Source organism: Kitasatospora sp. NPDC049285 (assembly GCF_040678815.1).
GTDB lineage: Bacteria > Actinomycetota > Actinomycetes > Streptomycetales > Streptomycetaceae > Kitasatospora.
Genome location: NZ_JBFAQR010000099.1, coordinates 1 through 18,484 on the forward strand (window position 1 = coordinate 1; position 18,484 = coordinate 18,484).

General features: G+C 74.5%; 12 protein-coding genes and 1 pseudogene. 3 read left to right on the forward strand and 10 right to left on the reverse strand.

What is annotated here, in order from left to right; translation table 11 throughout:
* Window positions 1-35: 35 nt before the first annotated feature.
* The gene (gene pcrA / locus AB0K51_RS33345; RefSeq protein WP_363461795.1) at window positions 36-2,678 is read right to left on the reverse strand and encodes a DNA helicase PcrA; all 2,643 of its coding nucleotides are present in this window, start codon (window positions 2,676-2,678) and stop codon (window positions 36-38) included.
* Between the two features lie 299 nt (window positions 2,679-2,977).
* Between pcrA and AB0K51_RS33350 the strand changes: the two genes are divergently transcribed.
* Entirely contained in the window at window positions 2,978-3,973 is a 996-nt protein-coding gene (locus AB0K51_RS33350; RefSeq protein ID WP_363461797.1) for an NlpC/P60 family protein, read from the forward strand.
* Window positions 3,974-3,980: 7 nt separating this feature from the next.
* Here AB0K51_RS33350 and AB0K51_RS33355 read toward each other — a convergent pair whose 3' ends face one another.
* The 3 genes from AB0K51_RS33355 to AB0K51_RS33365 all read right to left on the reverse strand — a co-directional run bounded on the left by AB0K51_RS33355 (window position 3,981) and on the right by AB0K51_RS33365 (window position 7,362).
* The gene (locus tag AB0K51_RS33355) at window positions 3,981-5,159 is read right to left on the reverse strand and encodes a glycosyltransferase family 39 protein (RefSeq protein WP_363461799.1); all 1,179 of its coding nucleotides are present in this window, start codon (window positions 5,157-5,159) and stop codon (window positions 3,981-3,983) included.
* A 117-nt stretch (window positions 5,160-5,276) separates the two neighbouring features.
* Window positions 5,277-5,957, reverse strand: a complete 681-nt coding sequence (locus AB0K51_RS33360; protein WP_363461801.1) for a response regulator transcription factor — start codon at window positions 5,955-5,957, stop codon at window positions 5,277-5,279.
* Window positions 5,950-7,362, reverse strand: a complete 1,413-nt coding sequence (locus tag AB0K51_RS33365) for a PspC domain-containing protein (RefSeq protein ID WP_363461803.1) — start codon at window positions 7,360-7,362, stop codon at window positions 5,950-5,952. Before AB0K51_RS33365 ends, AB0K51_RS33360 begins: the two co-directional genes overlap by 8 nt.
* 134 nt (window positions 7,363-7,496) lie before the next feature.
* Between AB0K51_RS33365 and AB0K51_RS33370 the strand changes: the two genes are divergently transcribed.
* Both AB0K51_RS33370 and AB0K51_RS33375 read left to right on the forward strand, forming a co-directional pair.
* Window positions 7,497-8,981 (forward strand): PspC domain-containing protein, encoded by a 1,485-nt coding sequence (locus AB0K51_RS33370; RefSeq protein WP_363461805.1) that lies wholly within the window; start codon window positions 7,497-7,499, stop codon window positions 8,979-8,981.
* Window positions 8,978-9,199, forward strand: coding sequence for a hypothetical protein (locus AB0K51_RS33375; RefSeq protein WP_363461807.1), 222 nt, complete (start codon window positions 8,978-8,980; stop codon window positions 9,197-9,199). The genes AB0K51_RS33370 and AB0K51_RS33375 overlap by 4 nt, the downstream gene beginning before the upstream one ends.
* 22 nt (window positions 9,200-9,221) lie before the next feature.
* On the opposite strand, the gene AB0K51_RS33380 is transcribed toward AB0K51_RS33375, so the two are convergent.
* The 6 genes and pseudogenes from AB0K51_RS33380 to AB0K51_RS33405 all read right to left on the reverse strand — a co-directional run.
* Entirely contained in the window at window positions 9,222-10,283 is a 1,062-nt protein-coding gene (locus AB0K51_RS33380; RefSeq protein ID WP_363461809.1) for a Rieske 2Fe-2S domain-containing protein, read from the reverse strand.
* Window positions 10,284-10,421: 138 nt separating this feature from the next.
* The gene (gene guaA / locus AB0K51_RS33385; RefSeq protein WP_363461811.1) at window positions 10,422-12,008 is read right to left on the reverse strand and encodes a glutamine-hydrolyzing GMP synthase; all 1,587 of its coding nucleotides are present in this window, start codon (window positions 12,006-12,008) and stop codon (window positions 10,422-10,424) included.
* 765 nt (window positions 12,009-12,773) lie between these two features.
* Entirely contained in the window at window positions 12,774-14,243 is a 1,470-nt protein-coding gene (locus tag AB0K51_RS33390; protein ID WP_363461813.1) for a hypothetical protein, read from the reverse strand.
* Window positions 14,244-14,316: 73 nt separating this feature from the next.
* On the reverse strand, window positions 14,317-16,083 hold the full coding sequence (locus AB0K51_RS33395) for a GMC family oxidoreductase (RefSeq protein ID WP_363461815.1): 1,767 nt from the start codon (window positions 16,081-16,083) through the stop codon (window positions 14,317-14,319).
* 12 nt (window positions 16,084-16,095) lie between these two features.
* Window positions 16,096-17,718, reverse strand: coding sequence for a succinic semialdehyde dehydrogenase (locus AB0K51_RS33400; protein ID WP_363461817.1), 1,623 nt, complete (start codon window positions 17,716-17,718; stop codon window positions 16,096-16,098).
* An 86-nt stretch (window positions 17,719-17,804) separates the two neighbouring features.
* Window positions 17,805-18,484 (reverse strand): annotated as a pseudogene (locus AB0K51_RS33405) (hypothetical protein); the annotation flags it as partial.

An 18,484-nucleotide genomic window follows, 5' to 3' on the forward strand; every position in this document is an offset into this window, starting at 1 on the left:
CAGCGCCGTGGAGCCCGGTCGGGGCCCGGTCGCGGCTAGAGCTTCTCGACGGGGGCGTACCGGAGCAGCAGCTCCTTGCGGCCGGTGGAGCCGAAGTCGACGGTGGCCCTGGCCTTGTCGCCGATGCCCTGGGTGGCGACGACGGTGCCGAGGCCGAAGGTGTCGTGGCTGACCCGGTCGCCGACCGCGAGGGCGACCACCTCGCGGTCGACCATGCTGCGCGCGGACTTGCCCCAGCCCGCCTTGGGCGTGGACGTCAGCGAGCCGGAGGACGAACCACCGCGCGAGGACGAGGAGTTCGAGGAGTAGCCGCGGGAGGCGGGCACCGCGCTCGCGCCGGTGCGCTTCCACTCGATCAGGGTGTCCGGGATCTCCTCCAGGAAGCGGGAGGCCGGGTTGTAGGAGGGCTGGCCCCAGGCGCTGCGCAGCACCGAGCGGGTGAGGTAGAGCCGCTGCCGGGCCCGGGTGAGGCCGACGTAGGCGAGGCGGCGTTCCTCCTCCAGTTCCTGGACCTGGTTGAGGGCGCGCATGTGCGGGAAGATCCCGTCCTCCATGCCGGTGAGGAAGACCACCGGGAACTCGAGGCCCTTGGCGGTGTGCAGGGTCATCATCGTGATGACGCCCGCGCCCTCCTCGTCGTCCGGGATCTGGTCGGAGTCGGCGACCAGCGCGACCCGCTCCAGGAAGTCGGCGAGCGAGCCGACGGGCGGGCCGTCGTCGCCCTCGCCCTCGGGGCGCTCGCCGGGGTCCTTCTCGTACTCCAGGGCGACGGAGGCGAGTTCCTGGAGGTTCTCCACCCGGGTCTCGTCCTGCGGGTCGGTGGAGGACTGGAGTTCGGCGAGGTAGCCGGTCTCCTCCAGGACGGCCTCCAGCACGGCGGCGGGGCCGGCCCCGGACTCCACCACCTGGCGCAGCCCGGCCAGCAGCTCGTTGAACTTCTTCACCGCGTTGGCGGAGCGCGCGGCCATCCCGTACGCCTCGTCGACGCGGCGCAGCGCCTGCGCGAAGGAGATCCGCTCGCGGGAGGCCAGGGCGTCGATCATCGCCTCGGCGCGCTCGCCGATGCCGCGCTTGGGGACGTTGAGGATGCGGCGCAGCGGGACGGTGTCCTCGGGGTTGGAGAGGACGCGCAGGTAGGCGAGGACGTCCTTGACCTCCTTGCGCTCGTAGAAGCGGACGCCGCCGACCACCTTGTAGGGCAGGCCGACCCGGATGAACACCTCTTCGAAGACCCGGGACTGCGCGTTGGTGCGGTAGAAGATCGCCACGTCGCCGGGGCGGGCGTGGCCGGCGTCGGTGAGCCGGTCGATCTCCTCGGCGATGAACTGGGCCTCGCCGTGCTCGTCGTCGGCGACGTAGCCGGTGACGAGGTCGCCCTGGTCGCCGGCGGTCCACAGGTTCTTCTTGCGCCGGTTGGTGTTGCGTTCGATGACGGCGTTGGCGGCGCTCAGGATGGTCTGCGTCGAGCGGTAGTTCTGCTCCAGCAGGATGGTCGTCGCGTTGGGGTAGTCCTCCTCGAACTGGAGGATGTTGCGGATCGTGGCGCCGCGGAAGGCGTAGATCGACTGGTCGGCGTCACCGACCACGCACAGCTCGGCGGGGGCGATCTGGGCCAGCCGGGCGTCGGCGGGGTTCACGAAGTCGCCGTCGGCGGTCATCTTCGGGGCGTGCGCGGCGGCGCCGCCGCTGAGTTCGCGGACCAGGGTGTACTGGGCGTGGTTGGTGTCCTGGTACTCGTCGACCAGGATGTGCCGGAACCGCCGCCGGTAGTGCTCGGCGACGTCGGGGAACGCCTGGAGCAGGTGGACGGTGGTCATGATGATGTCGTCGAAGTCGAGGGCGTTGGCCTCGCGCAGGCGCCGCTGGTAGAGGAAGTACGCCTCGGCGAGCTTCTTCTCCATCGGGTTGGCGGCCTGGTCGGCGTAGGTCTCCTCGTCGATCAGCTCGTTCTTCAGGTTGCTGATCTTGGCGGTGAAGGACTTCGGCGGGAACTGCTTGGGGTCGAGGTCCAGGTCGCGGCAGACCAGGGCCATCAGCCGCTGCGAGTCGGCGGAGTCGTAGATCGAGAAGCTGGAGCTCATGCCCAGCTGCTTCGCCTCGCGGCGCAGGATCCGCACGCAGGCGCTGTGGAAGGTGGAGACCCACATCGCCTTGGCGCGCGGGCCGACCAGCGCCTCGACGCGTTCGCGCATCTCGCCGGCGGCCTTGTTGGTGAAGGTGATCGCCAGGATCTCGCCGGGCTGCACGCCGCGGGCGCCGAGCAGGTAGGCGATCCGGTGGGTGAGCACCCGGGTCTTGCCGGAGCCGGCGCCGGCCACCAGCAGCAGCGGGGAGCCGTGGTGGACGACGGCCTCGCGCTGCGGGTCGTTCATGCCCTCCAGCAGCTGCTCGGGGTCGATCACGGTCCGGGCGGCGCCGTTGCGGTACCAGGCGTCGCGCTCGGTCTCGGCGGCGTGGTCGGTGGCGAACAGCCCGTCCGGGATGTCCTCCTCGTACGCGGCGTACGCCGCTTCCTGCCCGGCGTCGTACGGGGCGTCGTCGTAGGGCTCGTCGGCGGGCGGGGCCTCCTGGTCCGACCACTGCGTGAGGGGCGGCTGCGACGCTTGCGGGCGGCGGCTCGACCCGACGGCAGGACGCTCGAAGCCGGGGAGCGGGAGGTCGTCAAAGAGGCTAGTCATGGCACTCCGAGTCTATGACCCGCCGCCGACAGCGCGGCCGGGTCCCCGGCGGCCGCCGGTCGGACGGGCAGCAGCGGGCGCGAAGCGGTCGGATCCGGCCGGTCGGCGAACCGACTGCCACCCGGAGCGGAAAACGGACCCACCAGTTCCGAACGTTTGCGGGCACGGCCGTGACGCGTCGCCGTGTCGTGCGGCACCGGCCGCTAACGTCGCCTCCCCACCGGCCGCCCGCGCCGCGGGCCGCCCGCCGGTCCGCCCCCGAACCACCCCGCGGGCCGGTCCGAAAGGAGAACGCCGCCATGGCGTCGCACCGCAGACCCCGCACCGCCACCGCCCGCCGCCGGCTCCGGATCGGCGCCCTCGCCTCGGTCACCGCGCTGGCCCCCGCCCCGCTGGCCGCCGCCGCGCCCGCCGAGCCGCCGCCCGGCCCGCAGCAGACCCGGGCCCGGCTGGACGCCCTGTACCGGGAGGCCGAGGAGGCCACCCAGCGCTACGACGGCACCCGCGAGCGGATCGCCGAGCTGCGCACCCGGGTCTCCCTGCTCCAGGACGAACTGGCCCGCCGCACCGACGCCGCCGAGGCGGTGCGCACCCGGCTCGGCGCGCTCGCCGCCGAGCAGTACCGCACCGGCGGCCTGCCCGCGGCGCTGCGCCTGGCCCTGGACGACGACCCGCAGCGGTTCCTGGAGCACTCCGCCAGCCTCGACCGGGTCGGCGCGCTGGAGCTGGCCGCCCTCCAGCAGTACGGGCAGCAGCGCGCCGGCCTCACCTCCCGGGCCGCCGAGGCCCGCGCCGACCTCACCGAACTCGCCGAACAGGAACGGCAGTTGGCCGAGGAGAAGGCGGCCGTGCAGCAGCGCCTGCACGAGGCCAGGACGCTGCTGTCCGCGCTCGGCGACCCCGCCGACGCCCCGGGCCGGGCCGGCCCGCCGCAGCCCGCGCCGAACGGCCGGGCCGCCGCCGCGCTCGCCTTCGCCCGCGCCCAGCTCGGCAAGCCGTACGTGTGGGGCGCCACCGGACCGGACTCCTACGACTGCTCCGGCCTCACCCAGGCCGCCTGGCGGGCCGCCGGGGTGAAGCTGCCGCGCACCACCTACGCGCAGATCGCCGCCGCCCCCAGGATCACCCGGGACCGGCTGCTCCCCGGCGACCTGGTGTTCTTCTACTCCGGGGTCAGCCACGTCGGCCTGTACACCGGCGGCGGGCGGATGATCCACGCGCCGCACCCGGGCGCCCCGGTGCGCTACGAGTCGATCGACGTGATGCCATTCGCGGGCGCGGTCCGCCCGGGCTGACCCGGCGTCAGGGCGCGTCGGGGTAGCCGTACAGCAGGTACCCGCCGTACGCGGCGGAGACCAGCGCGGCCATGCCGAAGGCCAGCGGCAGCACCAGCCGGTTGCGGGTGCGGGCCAGCGCGGTGGCGACCGGCAGCAGCAGCCCGAAGGCGGGCAGCAGGAACCGCGCCCGGGAGTTGAAGTACGCGGCATCGCCGAGCGCCAGGGCGAGCATCGCCGCGCTGTACAGCAGCACCACCAGCGGCTGGCGCTGCACCAGCGACACCCCGAGCATCAGCACCGCGGTGATCAGGGTGGCGGCGACCACCACGTCGGTGAACCAGACCTGCCCGCCGCCGGCGAACAGCTGCTTGAGCGACTTCCAGGTGGCCCGGCCGAGGTCGAAGTGCGACTCCCAGGCGTCCTGGACCCGGAAGTAGCCGTCCCAGCGGCCCATCCGGTGCCCGACCCAGGCGAGGTAGCCGACGAAGCCGAGCGGGGCCAGCGCGATCGCCCCGAGCGCCCGCCAGCCGCCCCGCCCGCGCAGCAGTTCCCACAGCGCGGCCGCGCCGATCGCCGCGGCCAGCGCGATGCCGGTCGGCCGGGTGAGTCCGGCGGCGGAGCTCAGCAGCCCGGCCAGGACCCACCGGCGGGTCAGCGCCGCGTACACCGCCCAGGCGGCGAAGGCGGTGAACAGCGCCTCCGAGTACGCGGCGTTCTCGATCACCGCGACCGGCAGCACGCCCCACAGCAGCACGGTCAGCACCCCGACCCGCCGCCCGTACACGTGGTCGGCGATCGCGAAGATCCCCCACGCCGCGGCCACCGCCGCCGCCCAGGACACCGCCAGCGCGGCCCACTCGGCGGAGACCGGCAGCGCCCGGATCAGCGCCGGGTAGCCGGGGAAGAACGCGTACGGCTGGTACGCCCCGTGCGGGCCCGCCACCGGTCCGGTGCCGGAGTAGCCGTGGTCGGCGATCGACTGGTACCACCAGGCGTCCCACAGCGTCGCCAGCCGGCGCAGCCCGCCCGTCTGCTCGTCCCGTCCGACGTGCACCGCCAGCAGCACGCCGGCGGCCCGCACCGCGAGGTAGCCGAGCAGCGCCGGCGCGGCCGCCCACAGCGCGCGCACCGGCCGCTCGGCGGGGCGCACGGAGGACGGCCGGGGCCAGGCGCTCCGGGCGCTCTCCACGGTCTCCACACGCACCGGTCAACCGTCCCACACCGGTCCACCGCATGGCCAAGCCATCCGCCGCGCCGTCACCTGACGTTCCCCCGGCGTGAGCGGCCGTCAACTCTCCGACAGCCGCCCGCCACCGCCGCTTCAGACCAGGCGGCGCGCCGTCGCCCAGCGGGTGAGTTCGTGACGGTTGCTCAGCTGGAGCTTGCGCAGCACCGCGGAGACGTGGCTCTCCACGGTCTTCACGGAGATGAACAGCTGCTTGGCGATCTCCTTGTACGCGTAGCCGCGGGCGATCAGCCGCAGGACCTCGCGTTCGCGCTGGGTGAGCCGGTCGAGGTCCTCGTCGACCGGCGGGGTGTCGGTGGCGGCGAAGGCGTCGAGGACGAAGCCGGCCAGCCTGGGGGAGAAGACCGCGTCGCCGTCGGAGATCCGGAAGATCGCGTTGACCAGGTCGGTGCCGGTGATGGTCTTGGTGACGTAGCCGCGGGCGCCGCCGCGGATCACGCCGATGACGTCCTCGGCCGCGTCGGAGACGGACAGCGCCAGGAAGCGCACGCCCTCGACCGCCGCGGAGCGGCGCAGCACCTCGACGCCGCCGCCGCCGGGCAGGTGGACGTCGAGCAGCACCACGTCCGGCCGGGTCTCGGCGACCACCCGGACCGCGGACTCGACGTCGTCGGCCTCGCCGACCACGTCGATTCCGGTCTCGTCGGTGCGCCCGATCTCGGCGCGCACGCCGGTGCGGAACATCCGGTGGTCGTCCACCAGGACCACCCGGGCCCGCCTGCCGGGTGCCGCCTCCGCTGACGCTGCCTCAGTCATCTGCCGCCCTCTCCATCTCCAACTCGACCTCGGTGCCGCCGTCCGGCGCGGGCCGCACCCGCGCGGTGCCCCCGTTGCGCCGCATCCGGCCGATGATCGACTCGCGTACGCCCATGCGGTCCTCGGGGAGGTCGTCGGGGTCGAAGCCGGGGCCGTGGTCGCGGACGAACACCGACACCGTCCTCCCCTCCACCTCCGCGTAGACCTGGACCGGTCCTCCGCCACCGTACTTGGCGGCGTTGACCATCGCCTCCCTCGCGGCCTGCATCTGCGAGGCGATCTTCTCGTCCATCGGGCAGTCGCCGACGCAGACCAGCTCGAGGTGGACGCCGTGCCGGTCCTCGACCTCGGCGACGACCGCGCGCAGCCGCTCGGCGAGGGTGTCGGGGGCGGCCTCGGCGGCGGCCTCCGGGCGGTAGAGCCACAGCCGCAGTTCGCGCTCCTGTGCGCGGGCCAGGCGCAGCACCTCCTTGGGGTCCTCGGCGCGGCGCTGAATGAGCGTCAGGGTGTGCAGCACCGAGTCGTGGACGTGCGCGGCGATCTCGGCGCGCTCCTGGGCGCGGATGCGGGCGGTGCGCTCCGCGCCGAGGTCCTGCCACAGCCGCAGCGCGGACGGACCGCCGAGGACCAGCGCGCCGGCCACCACGGCCAGCGAGGACTCGATGACCAGGGCGACCGGCGAGGCGACGCCCTGCATCACGAAGAAGCCGATGATGCCGGCCACCACCAGCAGCACGCCGGCCAGCACCCGCAGGTAGGCGCCCTTGCGGCTGCCCGGCTCCAGCCCGAACCAGCGCTGCCAGCGCGAGTCGTCGGCCTGCCGCCACACCAGCGCGACGCCGACGCCGACCGCGAGCAGCGGCCACACGTAGGGCTTGGCGGTCTGGATGCCGAGCACGGAGAGCAGCGCCATCACGCCGATCACCAGGCCGAGCAGCGCGAACAGCTGGCCCAGGCTGCCACCGCCGCCGCGCGGGGCGACCGCGGTGGCGCCGGCCGGGGCGGGGCTCGCGGCGGGGCCCTGCACGGTGCCCGCGCCGGGGGCGCCGTCCTCGCCGTGGAAGGTGCGGTCGAGCAGTTCGCGCAGCCGTCCGAGCCGGCGTCCGGCGGGCGACTCGGGCCGCTGCGGGGTCCACGGGCCGCCGGGCGCGGCCTGGTTGATGCCGAGCGGGACGACCACCCAGAACGCGGCGTACAGCAGGGTCCCGATGCCCTGCGAGAAGAACAGCACGATGAAGGCGATCCGCACCCAGGTGACCGGCAGCCCGAGGTGGATGGCCAGGCCCTGGCAGACGCCGCCGAGGATCCGCCCGTGCGGGCTGCGGTACAGCCGGCGGTAGGGCGGCGCGCCGGCCGGGTCGTCGGTCGGCGCGGGCTCGGGTGTTCGGGTGTCTGGTGCGGCCACGGCACCGATGGTGGCAGGTGCCGGGTCGGCGGCGCATCAGGGTACGGCCCTGAGCCCGCTCTCAGGGACAGTTCAGGGTCGCTCCCGGGCCCGCGACGGTTGGGCGGCCCGCCCGGGCCCGGGAGGATGGGGGCATGACGGACGACCAGAGCACGGGGACCGCCCCCACCGAACCGGCGCCGCGCCCGGCGCTGACCCGCTCCTCGCGGCACCGCGTGGTGGCGGGGGTCTGCGGCGGCCTGGGGCGGCACCTGGACATCGACCCGGTGGTGTTCCGGGTGGTGGTCGCGGTGCTCGGCCTGACCGGCGGCCTCGGCCTGTTCCTGTACGGCGTGGCCTGGCTGGTGGTGCCGCGCGAGGAGCCGGACGGCGAGGGCGGGCGCAACGAACTGCAGCGGGTGCTGACCGGGCGGGTGGACGGCCAGTCGGTCGGCGCGGTGCTGCTGACCGTGATCGGCACCGGGGTGTTCTTCTCCTCGATGGGCGACGGCGGCCAGCTCTTCCCGCTGCTGCTGCTCGCCGCACTGGTCTTCCTGGCGCTGCGCTACGACCCTGAGCGCCGCCGGCAGGCGGGCCGCGGCCCCGACGGCAAGCAGTCCGCCGAGGGCGGCCCGTACGACCGGCTCGGCGGCGCCGAGCAGTGGGCGGACTGGAAGTCCTGGGGCGAGGCGATGAGCCGCGACCTGCGCGGCGAGTGGAAGGCCCGCAGCGTGGAGTTCCACGAGCGGATGCGGACCTGGCACGACCAGCAGGTGTCGGGCGAGGTGCCCACGGACACCCCGCCGCCCGGCCCGTCCGGCTACCTGTGGGATCCGCGGCACCCGGAGCGCAACCCGTACACGGGCGCGCCGCCGCCGGGGGCGGAGGCGCAGCCGTGGTGGCAGCGCACCGACCTGCCGGAGGGCGACCCGCTGCGCAAGCGGCCCCTGGACCGGCACGAACTGCACCGGCAGCGGCGGGAGTTGCACCGCGAGCAGCGCGAGGCGCAGCGGGCCGCGCGGCGGCTGCGGCACGCGCGGCGGGGGAGTTCCGCGCTGGGCGCCTCGGCGGTGCTGGTGTCGATCGGCGCGGCCTGGGCGGTGGCGGCGAGCGACGGCGGGCACCACCGGTGGTCGACCGTGCTGGCGGTGGCGCTGGTGCCGCTGGGCCTGGCGATGATGCTCTCGGCCCGCTGGGGCCGCACCCGCGGACTGACCTTCCTGTCGCTGCTGCTGACGGCGGGTCTGGTGGTGTCGTCCGGCACCTCGGCGACGGTGGCGGGCAGCACCGGCGACGTCGTCTGGACGGCGACGTCGACCGGGCTGCACTCCCGCTACACCCACGGCTTCGGCGACGCGAAGCTGGACCTGGCAGCGGTGGACCCGGCCGGCGGCACCGTCTCGACCGAGCTGCGGCTGGTCGCGGGCGACGCCACGGTGACGGTCCCGTCGCAGGTGGAGCTGCGGCTGAAGCTGCGCGACGCGGTGGGCACGGTGAGCCTGCCGGACGGCGAGACCTTCGACGGGCCGGCGACCAACGAGAACGTGGTGCTGCTGGTCCCGGAGGGCCAGCAGTCCCGGGGTGTGCTGGAGCTGACGGTGTCGGTGGGCGCCGGTGACCTCAAGGTGGTGCGGGGATGAGGAAGCATCCGTTCGACCTGTACGCGCTGATCGCGGGCGCGCTGTTCACCGCGCTGGCGGTGCTGTTCCTGGTGGCCTCGCTGAACGGCCGCGAGGTGAACGGCCGGTTCGTGCTGCCGGTGGTGTGCATCGCGCTCGGTGCGGCGGGCCTCGGCGGCGCCCTGGTGGCGGCCTCCAGGCGCGGCCGGGACCCGCAGCGGTCCGAGCGCGAGGACTGAACGTCCGGCGTCCGACGGCCCGTCAGCTCTGCTGCGGGCCGAGCTCCAGCTGGTCGCCGTTCTTGGTGACCTTGTACTTGGGCAGCGGCTTCACGGCCGGCCCGGTGATCACCGCGCCGGTCGCGGCGTCGAACTTGGAGCCGTGGCACGGGCAGTACAGCTGGCCGTCCTTGGGCGGGTTGACGGCGCATCCGGAGTGCGTGCAGACCGAGGACAGCCCGGTGTACTGCCCGGCGGCGGGCTGCACGATGTACACGGCGTCGCCGCTGGCCGGGTCCTTGACGCTGGCGGAGCCGCCGACCGGCACCTGCGCGGCCGGGACCTTCACGCCCGAGCCGCCGGAGCCGCCGGACGCGCCGCCGGCGCTGCCGCTGGCCTGCGGGACGGGGCTGGTGGCGCCGGGCGTCGTGCCCGCGGCGGCCGGCGGGGTCTCGTCCCGGCCGAAGCTGGCGGTCAGCGAGCCGGAGAGCAGCCCGGCGCCGCCCAGCGCGACCGCGGCGATGCCGCCGTCCAGCAGGGCGCGGCGGCGCACCGCGTCCTCGGCGAGGCCGCGGGCCCGGTCGCGGGCGGCGCGGGCGGCCAGGTAGCCGTCCACCGACAGGTAGGGGGTGCCGGCCAGCAGCAGCGGTGTCCAGGCCATCAGGTAGGCCAGGTCGTTTCCGAGGTAGTACGGCGTGGTCTGCCAGCTGACGGTCAGCCAGAGGGTGGCGCTGAGCGCGGCGCCGCCGAGCGCGGCGACCCGGCCCCACAGGCCGAACAGGGTGCCCAGGCCCACCGCGAGCTCGCCGAAGGCGATCAGCAGGCCGAAGAAGGTGGGCGCGTCCAGGGCCGGGCCGAGCGCCCAGCCGATCGGGCTGGCGCCCTTGACCGCCTTGGTCTGCGCGTAGAACGAGGCGGCGTCGCCCGCGCCGGCCAGGTAGTGCGCGTCGGAGAGCTTGTCGAAGGCCGCGTAGACGAAGGTCACCCCCAGGAACAGCCGCAGCGGCAGCAGCGCGAACCGGCTGCCCAGCGCCTTCCAGTGCGCGATTCTCTCCCCCGCCGTGTGCCCGGTGTGCCCGTCGTGATGGTCGGTGACCGCCGCCATGCTCTCCGCCCTCTCCCTCACCGCCTGTCGTCCGCCGACAGGATCGGGTCCGATTGTGCCCGGTGCCGCTCGCACATGACCGCGCCGCCACTCCCCTGTACGGGGAGCGGCGGCGCGGTCACGCGATTGCCGGTGGGATCACTCCCACTCGATGGTGCCCGGCGGCTTGGAGGTGACGTCCAGGACCACCCGGTTCACGTCCCGGACCTCGTTGGTGATCCGGGTGGAGATCTTCGCCAGCACCTCGTAGGGCAGGCGCGACCAGTCGGCGGTCATCGCGTCCTCGGAGGAGACCGGGCGCAGCACGATCGGGTGGCCGTAGGTGCGGCCGTCGCCCTGCACGCCGACGCTGCGGACGTCGGCCAGCAGCACCACCGGGCACTGCCAGATCTCGGCGTCCAGGCCGGCCGCGGTCAGCTCCTCGCGGGCGATCGCGTCGGCGTCGCGCAGCAGGTCGAGGCGGTCCTTGGTGACCTCGCCGACGATCCGGATGCCGAGGCCCGGGCCGGGGAACGGCTGGCGCTGGACGATCTCGGCGGGCAGGCCGAGCTCCTGGCCGACCATCCGGACCTCGTCCTTGAACAGCTTGCGCAGCGGCTCGACCAGCTGGAACTCGAGGTCCTCGGGCAGGCCGCCGACGTTGTGGTGGGACTTGATGTTGGCGGTACCGGTGCCGCCGCCGGACTCCACCACGTCCGGGTACAGGGTGCCCTGGACCAGGAACTCCACGGCCGGGCCCTCGTCGGCGATGATGTCGGCCTGGGCCTGCTCGAAGACCCGGATGAACTCGCGGCCGATGATCTTGCGCTTCTGCTCGGGGTCGGAGACGCCCGCCAGCGCGGTCAGGAAGCGCTCCTCGGCGTCGACCACGACCAGCTTGACGCCGGTGGCCGCGACGAAGTCCTTCTCGACCTGCTCGGTCTCGCCCTTGCGCATCAGGCCGTGGTCGACGTACACGCAGGTCAGCCGGTCGCCGATGGCGCGCTGCACCAGCGCGGCGGCGACCGCGGAGTCCACGCCGCCGGACAGGCCGCAGATGGCGCGCTTGTCGCCGACCTGCTCGCGGATCAGCGCGACCTGCTCCTCGACCACGTTGGTGGTGGTCCAGTTCGGGGCGATGCCGGCGCCGCGGTACAGGAAGTGCTCCAGCACCTGCTGGCCGTGCTCGGAGTGCATCACCTCGGGGTGGTACTGCACGCCGTACAGCTTGCGCTCGTCGTTCTCGAACGCCGCGACCGGGACCACGTCGGTGGAGGCGGTGACGGTGAAGCCCTCCGGCGCGGCCGAGCAGGCGTCGCCGTGCGACATCCACACCGACTGCTGCGCCGGGGTGCCCTCGAACAGCGTGGAGCCGGGGCGCGAGACGGTCAGCGCGGTGCGGCCGTACTCGCGGGCGCCGCTGTTGTCGACGGTGCCGCCGAGGGCGGTCGCCATCAGCTGGAAGCCGTAGCACATGCCGAAGACCGGCACCCCGGCCTCGAAGATCGCGCGGTCGAGCTGCGGGGCGCCGTCCTCGTACACCGACGACGGGCCGCCGGAGAGGATGATCGCCTTCGGGTTCCTGGCGAGCATCTCGGCGACCGGCATGGTGCTCGGGACGATCTCGCTGTAGACCCGCGCCTCACGGACCCGACGGGCGATGAGCTGGGCGTACTGGGCACCGAAGTCGACGACCAGGACGGTGTCGTTCTCGGGTGCGGACTGGACGGGAGAAGCAGAGGACACGGACGGCCTTCCGGCGGCGGTACAAGGGGTGTCGGTACCCGAGTCTACCGGGCGGTCCGAACGCCTCCGGTTCACTCGTCTGCCGCCGCACCGCCCCGTGACCGCCCGGGGCGGCGAATCGTTGCACCGGGAGACCGTACGAGCCGCCGGCATCCGCCAGTTGCGGGCTGCACCGTACGGCGGACCACGCGTGGATCTCTCCGGTCCACCGGTGCGCGTGGCGGGCACGGGCCCGCCGTGGGACCGCGCCCCGGTGAGGCGGTCGGGTAGCAGGGGACAGCGAACCCGGCCGCGACCGGGCGGACCCGGGGTGTGGCGGCCGGTACCGGTGCCGGCCGCCGCACCTCAGTCAGCCGCCCGCTCCGGCGTACGCCCCGGTACGCCCCGCATGCCAGTACTACGGACAGTGACCGCCTCGGAGTGGTCGGGTCGGCGCCGTCCGGTGCCCCGCCCCGAATCGTTCCGGGCCGAATTTGCGTCGAATCGGTTGCACAGCACGGCCCTCGTCCACGACGATGCTGTGAGGCGGGGGGCCGACCGGCCACCTCCGATCCGTTCAAGGACCGTTGGCGAGAACGGTTCTCATCTCACGCTCCGTGAGGCCCACCCGGCCCAGGCGCGTGTCCCCTTACCAACCGACGCGACGGCGCTCCTCCCCCGGCGCCGTCACCCCAGCACCCGGCGCAGCCCTGACGCCGCGCGTGCTGACCGACAAAGGGCCCCGTTCCCCCGCGGGGCCCTTTGCCCTTCCCGCCCGACGGTCCGTCAACTCCCTTGCAGTGGACGGCGGTAGGCGTCGTGCGAGTCCAGCAGGTCGGCGTGCGCCACCGCGGGCTCCGGCTCGGCCGCCACTTCCACCAGCCCGTACGACTCGCCCTCCGGCCCGTACGACCCGCCCTCCGGCGCGTCCGGCTCGCGGACCGGCGCCGGGGTGCGCCGCAGCGCGTCCAGCACGGCGGGCACCAGCAGCGCCCCGAACACCGCCCAGGCGGCGCCGGCGGCCAGTACCGAGGTCACCGACCAGCCGACCAGGTCGGGCCAGGGGCGGGCGTCCAGGTCGTACCCGCCGGTCTGGGTGTAGCGCAGCCGGGTCGTGGTGCCGAGCACCAGCAGCGCGGGCAGGGCCGTGTACAGCACGGCCAGCCGGGCCCGGTCGGCGAGCGCGAGGCGGCCGCGGTGCGCGGACCAGCCGAGCGCCAGCGCCGCCAGCAGCACCGGCGCCGCCGCCAGCCACCACACCGCGCCGTGCCCGGCCAGGTCGTACAGCGCGAACGAGCTGCCCGGCTTCATGCCCATCCAGGTCGGGGACAGCGTGCGGGCCCCGCTGCCGATCGCGTAGACGAACAGCCCGCCGTTCACGGTCAGCGACTGGTGGTCGGCCAGCGGGTAGGGGTGGTCGGCCACCAGTCGCAGCACCAGCGCGACCGCGGTGAGCGCGGCCAGCAGGCCCGCGGTGACCCGCGCGGCGTGCTGCCAGGCGAGCAGCCAGCCGCCGAGCCACCGCCGCCGCGCGGCGGCCGCGCGCAGCAGCGGCGCGGCGTCCACCGCGAAGGCGAGCCCGGCCGCGGCGAGGCCCGCCGACAGCGCGAGCGGCAGCAGTGCCACCCCGGACTCGGCGTGCACGGTGTCGGGGGCGAGGTCCGCGACCGGGTTGCCGGTGGACAGCAGGCCGAGCAGCAGGGCGACGGCCGCCGACACCGCGCCGACCCGCAGCGCCTGCGCCGCCGCGGCGCGCGGGTTCGCGTCGGCGCCGGCGTCGAGCCGGGACCGGGCGGTCAGGCGCAGGCCCAGCCAGAGCGCGGCCAGCCAGCCCAGGGTGATCGCGTACGGCAGCACCTGCAGGGTCTCCGCCGACGTGCCCGGGCCCTCGCCCAGGGTGCTGGTCCACGGCGCGCCGAACGCGGTCAGGGTGAGCGACATCCAGACCTGGAAGCGGCTGCTCACGGCGAGGTAGAGCAGCGCCTCGTCACTGCTCGCCGAGCCGAGCACCGCGGCCGCCAGCAGCAGCCCGGTCGGGGCCAGCAGCAGCTTCCCGGCGGTCAGCCAACCGCGGTGCGGCACCGGCCAGTCGCGCGCCTGGTGGACCCGGCCCGCGCCCCACGGCGAGGCCGCCGCCGGCGCCTCGGACTCGACCACCGGGCCGATGGCCGGCCCGCCGGTCAGCGAGTCGCCGCAGTTGGCGCAGCTCGCCGCGCCGCGGGCCGAGGCGGCTCCGCAGCCAGTGCAGATGGGCATGGTCCGGCTCCCCCGGTACTCGAACGATCGAGGGCCCGTTATCCCACCGGGGCTGAGAGCGTGTCAATCGGCGTCAGTGCGCCTTGCGGGGCACCTCCGGCACGGCCAGCAGCGGCAGGCGCAGCGCCCCGAAGGCGTCCGCGGGCACGGCCGGGGCGACCGGGGCGACGGCCGCCACCGCGTGGTAGGCGGCGCCCTGCTCGGGGCGCGGGTCGGCCTCGCCGCGGTTGGGCCACATCGACATGGCGCGTTCGGCCTGCGCGGTGATGGTCAGCGACGGGTTGACGCCCAGGTTGGCGGAGACCGCGGAGCCGTCGACCACGCTGATCCCCGGGTAGCCGTAGAGGCGGTGGTAGGGGTCGACGACGCCGGTGTCGGCGCTGTCGCCGATCGGGCAGCCGCCGAGGAAGTGCGCGGTCAGCGGGATGTCGAAGATCTCGCCGGCGGTGGACCCGGCGAAGCCGTTGATGGACGCGGCGAGCGCCCGGGCGCCTTCCTCGGCGGCGGGGATCCAGCTGGGGTTGGGCGCGCCGTGGCCCTGACGGGAGGTCAGCTTGCCCTTCCCGGGGCCGGACGTCTTCAGCGACACGGTCAGCGAGTTGTCCAGCGACTGCATGACCAGGCCGATGATGGTCTTCTCCGACCAGCGGTGCTGGTTCATCGACTGGGCGAAGATCCACGGGTGCCGGCCGACCGCGGCGAGGTAGCGCAGCCAGCGCGGTCCGCGGCCGGCGCCGGCCACCTGCTGGATGCTGAGCGCGCCCATCGCGTTGGAGCCGCGGCCGTAGCGCACCGGCTCGATGTGGGTGTTCTCGTCGGGGTGGATGGACGAGGTGATCGCCACACCGCGGGTGAAGTCCACCCGCTCGCCGTAGCGCCGGTCGGAGGTCTGCGCGCCCACCAGCGCCTCGGAGTTGGTGCGGGTGAGGTGGCCGAGCCGGGCGGAGATCCCGGGCAGCTGGCCGCCCTCGCGCATCCGGTGCAGCAGCGTCTGGGTGCCGTAGGTGCCGGCCGCGACCACCACCCGCTCGGCGGTGACGGTGCGCGCGCCCGCGCGGCGGGCGCGCCGGGTGCGGGCGTCGGTGGGCAGCACGTCCAGCGCGTAGCCCTCGCCGTGCGGGCGCAGCCGCTTGACGGTGGTGAGCGGCAGGATCTCGGCGCCGTTGCGCTCGGCGAGGTACAGGTAGTTCTCGGTGAGCATGTTCTTCGCGCCGTGCCGGCAGCCGGTCATGCACTCGCCGCACTCGGTGCAGGCCTTGCGGCTGGGTCCGGCGCCGCCGAAGTACGGGTCGGGGACCTCGGCGCCGGGGACGGTCCTCGCGGCGCCGTCGGCGTCCTGCCCGTCGCCGAAGAACACGCCGACCGGCGCCATGTGGAAGGTGTCGCCGCAGCCCATCGCCTCGGCGGCCTCCTTCAGGTGCACGTCCGAGGGGGTCAGCGTCGGGTTGAGCCGCACGCCGAGCATCCGCTGCGCCTGGTCGTAGAACGGGGCGAGTTCGGACTGCCAGTCGGTGATGTGCGCCCACTGCCGGTCCTCGAAGAACGGCTTCGGCGGGACGTACAGCGTGTTGGCGTAGTTCAGCGAGCCGCCGCCGACACCCGCGCCGGCCAGGATCAGCACGTTGCGCAGCAGGTGGATGCGCTGGATGCCGTACAGGCCGAGCCCGGGCGCCCACAGGTAGTTGCGGGTGTCCCAGGAGGTGGAGGGGAGCTCGTCGCGGTCGAAGCGGCGGCCGGCCTCCAGCACCGCGACCCGGTAGCCCTTCTCGGTCAGCCGCAGTGCCGCGACCGAACCGCCGAAGCCCGAACCGACCACCACGACGTCGTAGTCGAACGACACTGCTGCACTCCTCTACTTGAGGCGGAACGCCTTCATGAGCTTCAGGCCGGTGGTGAAGAACGCGGCGAACCCCTGGTCGTCCATGCCCATCGACGGGCCGATCGGCAGCAGCCGCTGCACGGCGACGGTCTGCGCCTCGGTGTAGCGCAGGATGCCCTCCGCGCCGTGCCGCCGGCCGAGCCCGGAGTCGCCCATGCCGCCCATCGGCGAGGCCACCGAGCCGTACGCGGCGGCATAGGCCTCGTTCACGTTGACGGTGCCGGTGCGCAGCCGCGCGGCGACCCTTCGGCCGCGCCGGGTGTCCTTGGTCCAGACGCTGGAGTTCAGGCCGTACGGGGTGCCGTTGGCGGCGGCGACCGCCTCGTCCTCGGTGTCGAAGCGGTAGATCGACACCACCGGGCCGAAGGTCTCCTCCGCGCGCACCGCCATCGCGGGGGTGACGCCGTCCAGGACGGTCGGCTCGAAGAACAGCGGCCCGAGGTCGGGCCGGGCCTGACCGCCCGTCACCACCGTCGCGCCGGCCTTCACGGCGTCCTCGACGTGCCGGGTCACGGTCTCCAGCTGACGCTTCGACACCAGCGATCCCATGTCGGCGCCGTAGGCCAGGCCGCCGCCGAGCCGCAGCGCCGCGGTGCGGGCGGCGAACCGGGCCAGGAACTCCTCGGCGACCGAGCGGTGCACGTACAGCCGCTCGATCGAGATGCACAGCTGCCCGGCGGAGGAGAAGCAGGCCCGCACGGCGCCTTCTGCGGCCCGGTCCAGGTCGGCGTCGGCCAGCACCAGCATGGCGTTCTTGCCGCCGAGTTCCAGCGAGGCGCCGACCAGGCGGGCGGCCGCCCGGGTCGCCACGTCGCGGCCGGTGCGGGTGGAGCCGGTGAAGGCCACGTAGTCGGCGCGCTCGACCACCTCGGGGCCGATCACCGGGCCGTCGCCGAGCACGATCTGCCACACCTCGGCGGGCAGGCCGGCCTCGACGAACAGCTCGCGGGCCCACAGCGCGGTCAGCGCGGTCTGGGTGTCCGGCTTGTTGACCACCGCGTTGCCCGCGACCAGGGCCGGCAGCGCGTCGCCCACCGACAGCTCGAACGGGTAGTTCCACGGCGAGATCTGCCCGACCACGCCCTTGGGCCGCCGGGACTCCACCGCACTGGTCAGCCCCGGCACCGCGCCGCCGCGGCGGCGGTCGCGCAGGTAGGCCGAGGCGCGGCGCCCGTAGTGCCGGGCCGCCGAGGCCACCGCCATGACCTCCTCGAAGGCGTGCAGCCGGGTCTTGCCGGTCTCCGCCTGGATCAGGTCCAGCACCTCGTCCTGCCGCTTCAGCAGCAGGTCGTGGAAGCGCAGCAGCACGCCGGTGCGGTGCCGCAGCGGCAGCGCCGCCCAGCCGGGCTGGGCCCGCCGGGCCGCCGCGAACGCGTCCTCGACGTCCGCGGCCGACGACAGCGGCAGCGTCGCCAGGACGTCGCCGGTCAGCGGGGCGAGGGTCTCCGCCGTCTCCCCTCCGGAGGCGGTCACCCCCTTCGCCAGCCGCGCGACCAGCGCGGCCGGCACCGCCGAGGCGACGCTGCGCGCCGCCGCCTTCGCCGCAGGGTTGCGCCCGCCGGCCCGGGCCTGGCTCTCCGCCGTGGTCTCCGTCATGCGGGCAGCGTAAAGCCTCCGCGCCCCGTTGTGTACCCGCCGGTAACACGGATTTCGGAGCGCGGAGCGAAAGCGCCGGGGCGCGCCTACCGCTTCGGCGTGAAGTTGTTGAGCACCGTGGTGAACCGGCGCAGGCTCTGCACCCAGTCCTTCTCCGGCCCCGACACGTACACCGCGTACGAGGTCCCGTCGGTGTTGCGGAACTCCGCCTCCTTGGCGTGCCGCCGGGTGCCGTCCTTCGCGGTGTAGCTGAACTCCCACACCGCGCCCTCCCGGTCGTTGATCCGCGCCGCGACCGGACCGGTGGACTGGTACTCCTTCAGGTTCTTGCTGACCGACAGCTCCATCTCCTCGAAGTGCTGGAGGGGAGTGAGCGGCTGACCGACCGTCACCGCGAACTGCAGGTAGTGCACCCGGGCGTCCGGCGAGTAGTACACCTGGCCGCCCTCCTCGACGCGGGTCCACGTCCCGTCGGTGGTCGGCAGCAGGAAGCGGTAACCGTCCGGGTCGTCCTGCCACACGTACCCGGCGGGGGCCGGCCCGCCGCTGGGCACCTGGCCGGTCGGCGCGGCGCTCTCGGTGGCCGGCGCGGCGGTGTCGCCGCCGTCGGGCTGCCCGGTACCGCCCCGGTTCGGGGTGTGGTGGGTGGCCAGGTACGCCCCGCCGCCCGCCGCGCCGCCGACCAGCAGCACCGCGACCAGCACGGCCAGCACCCGCCGTCGCCGCCGCGGGCGCGGCGCGGCGGGGGCGGGCCCCGGCGCGGGCG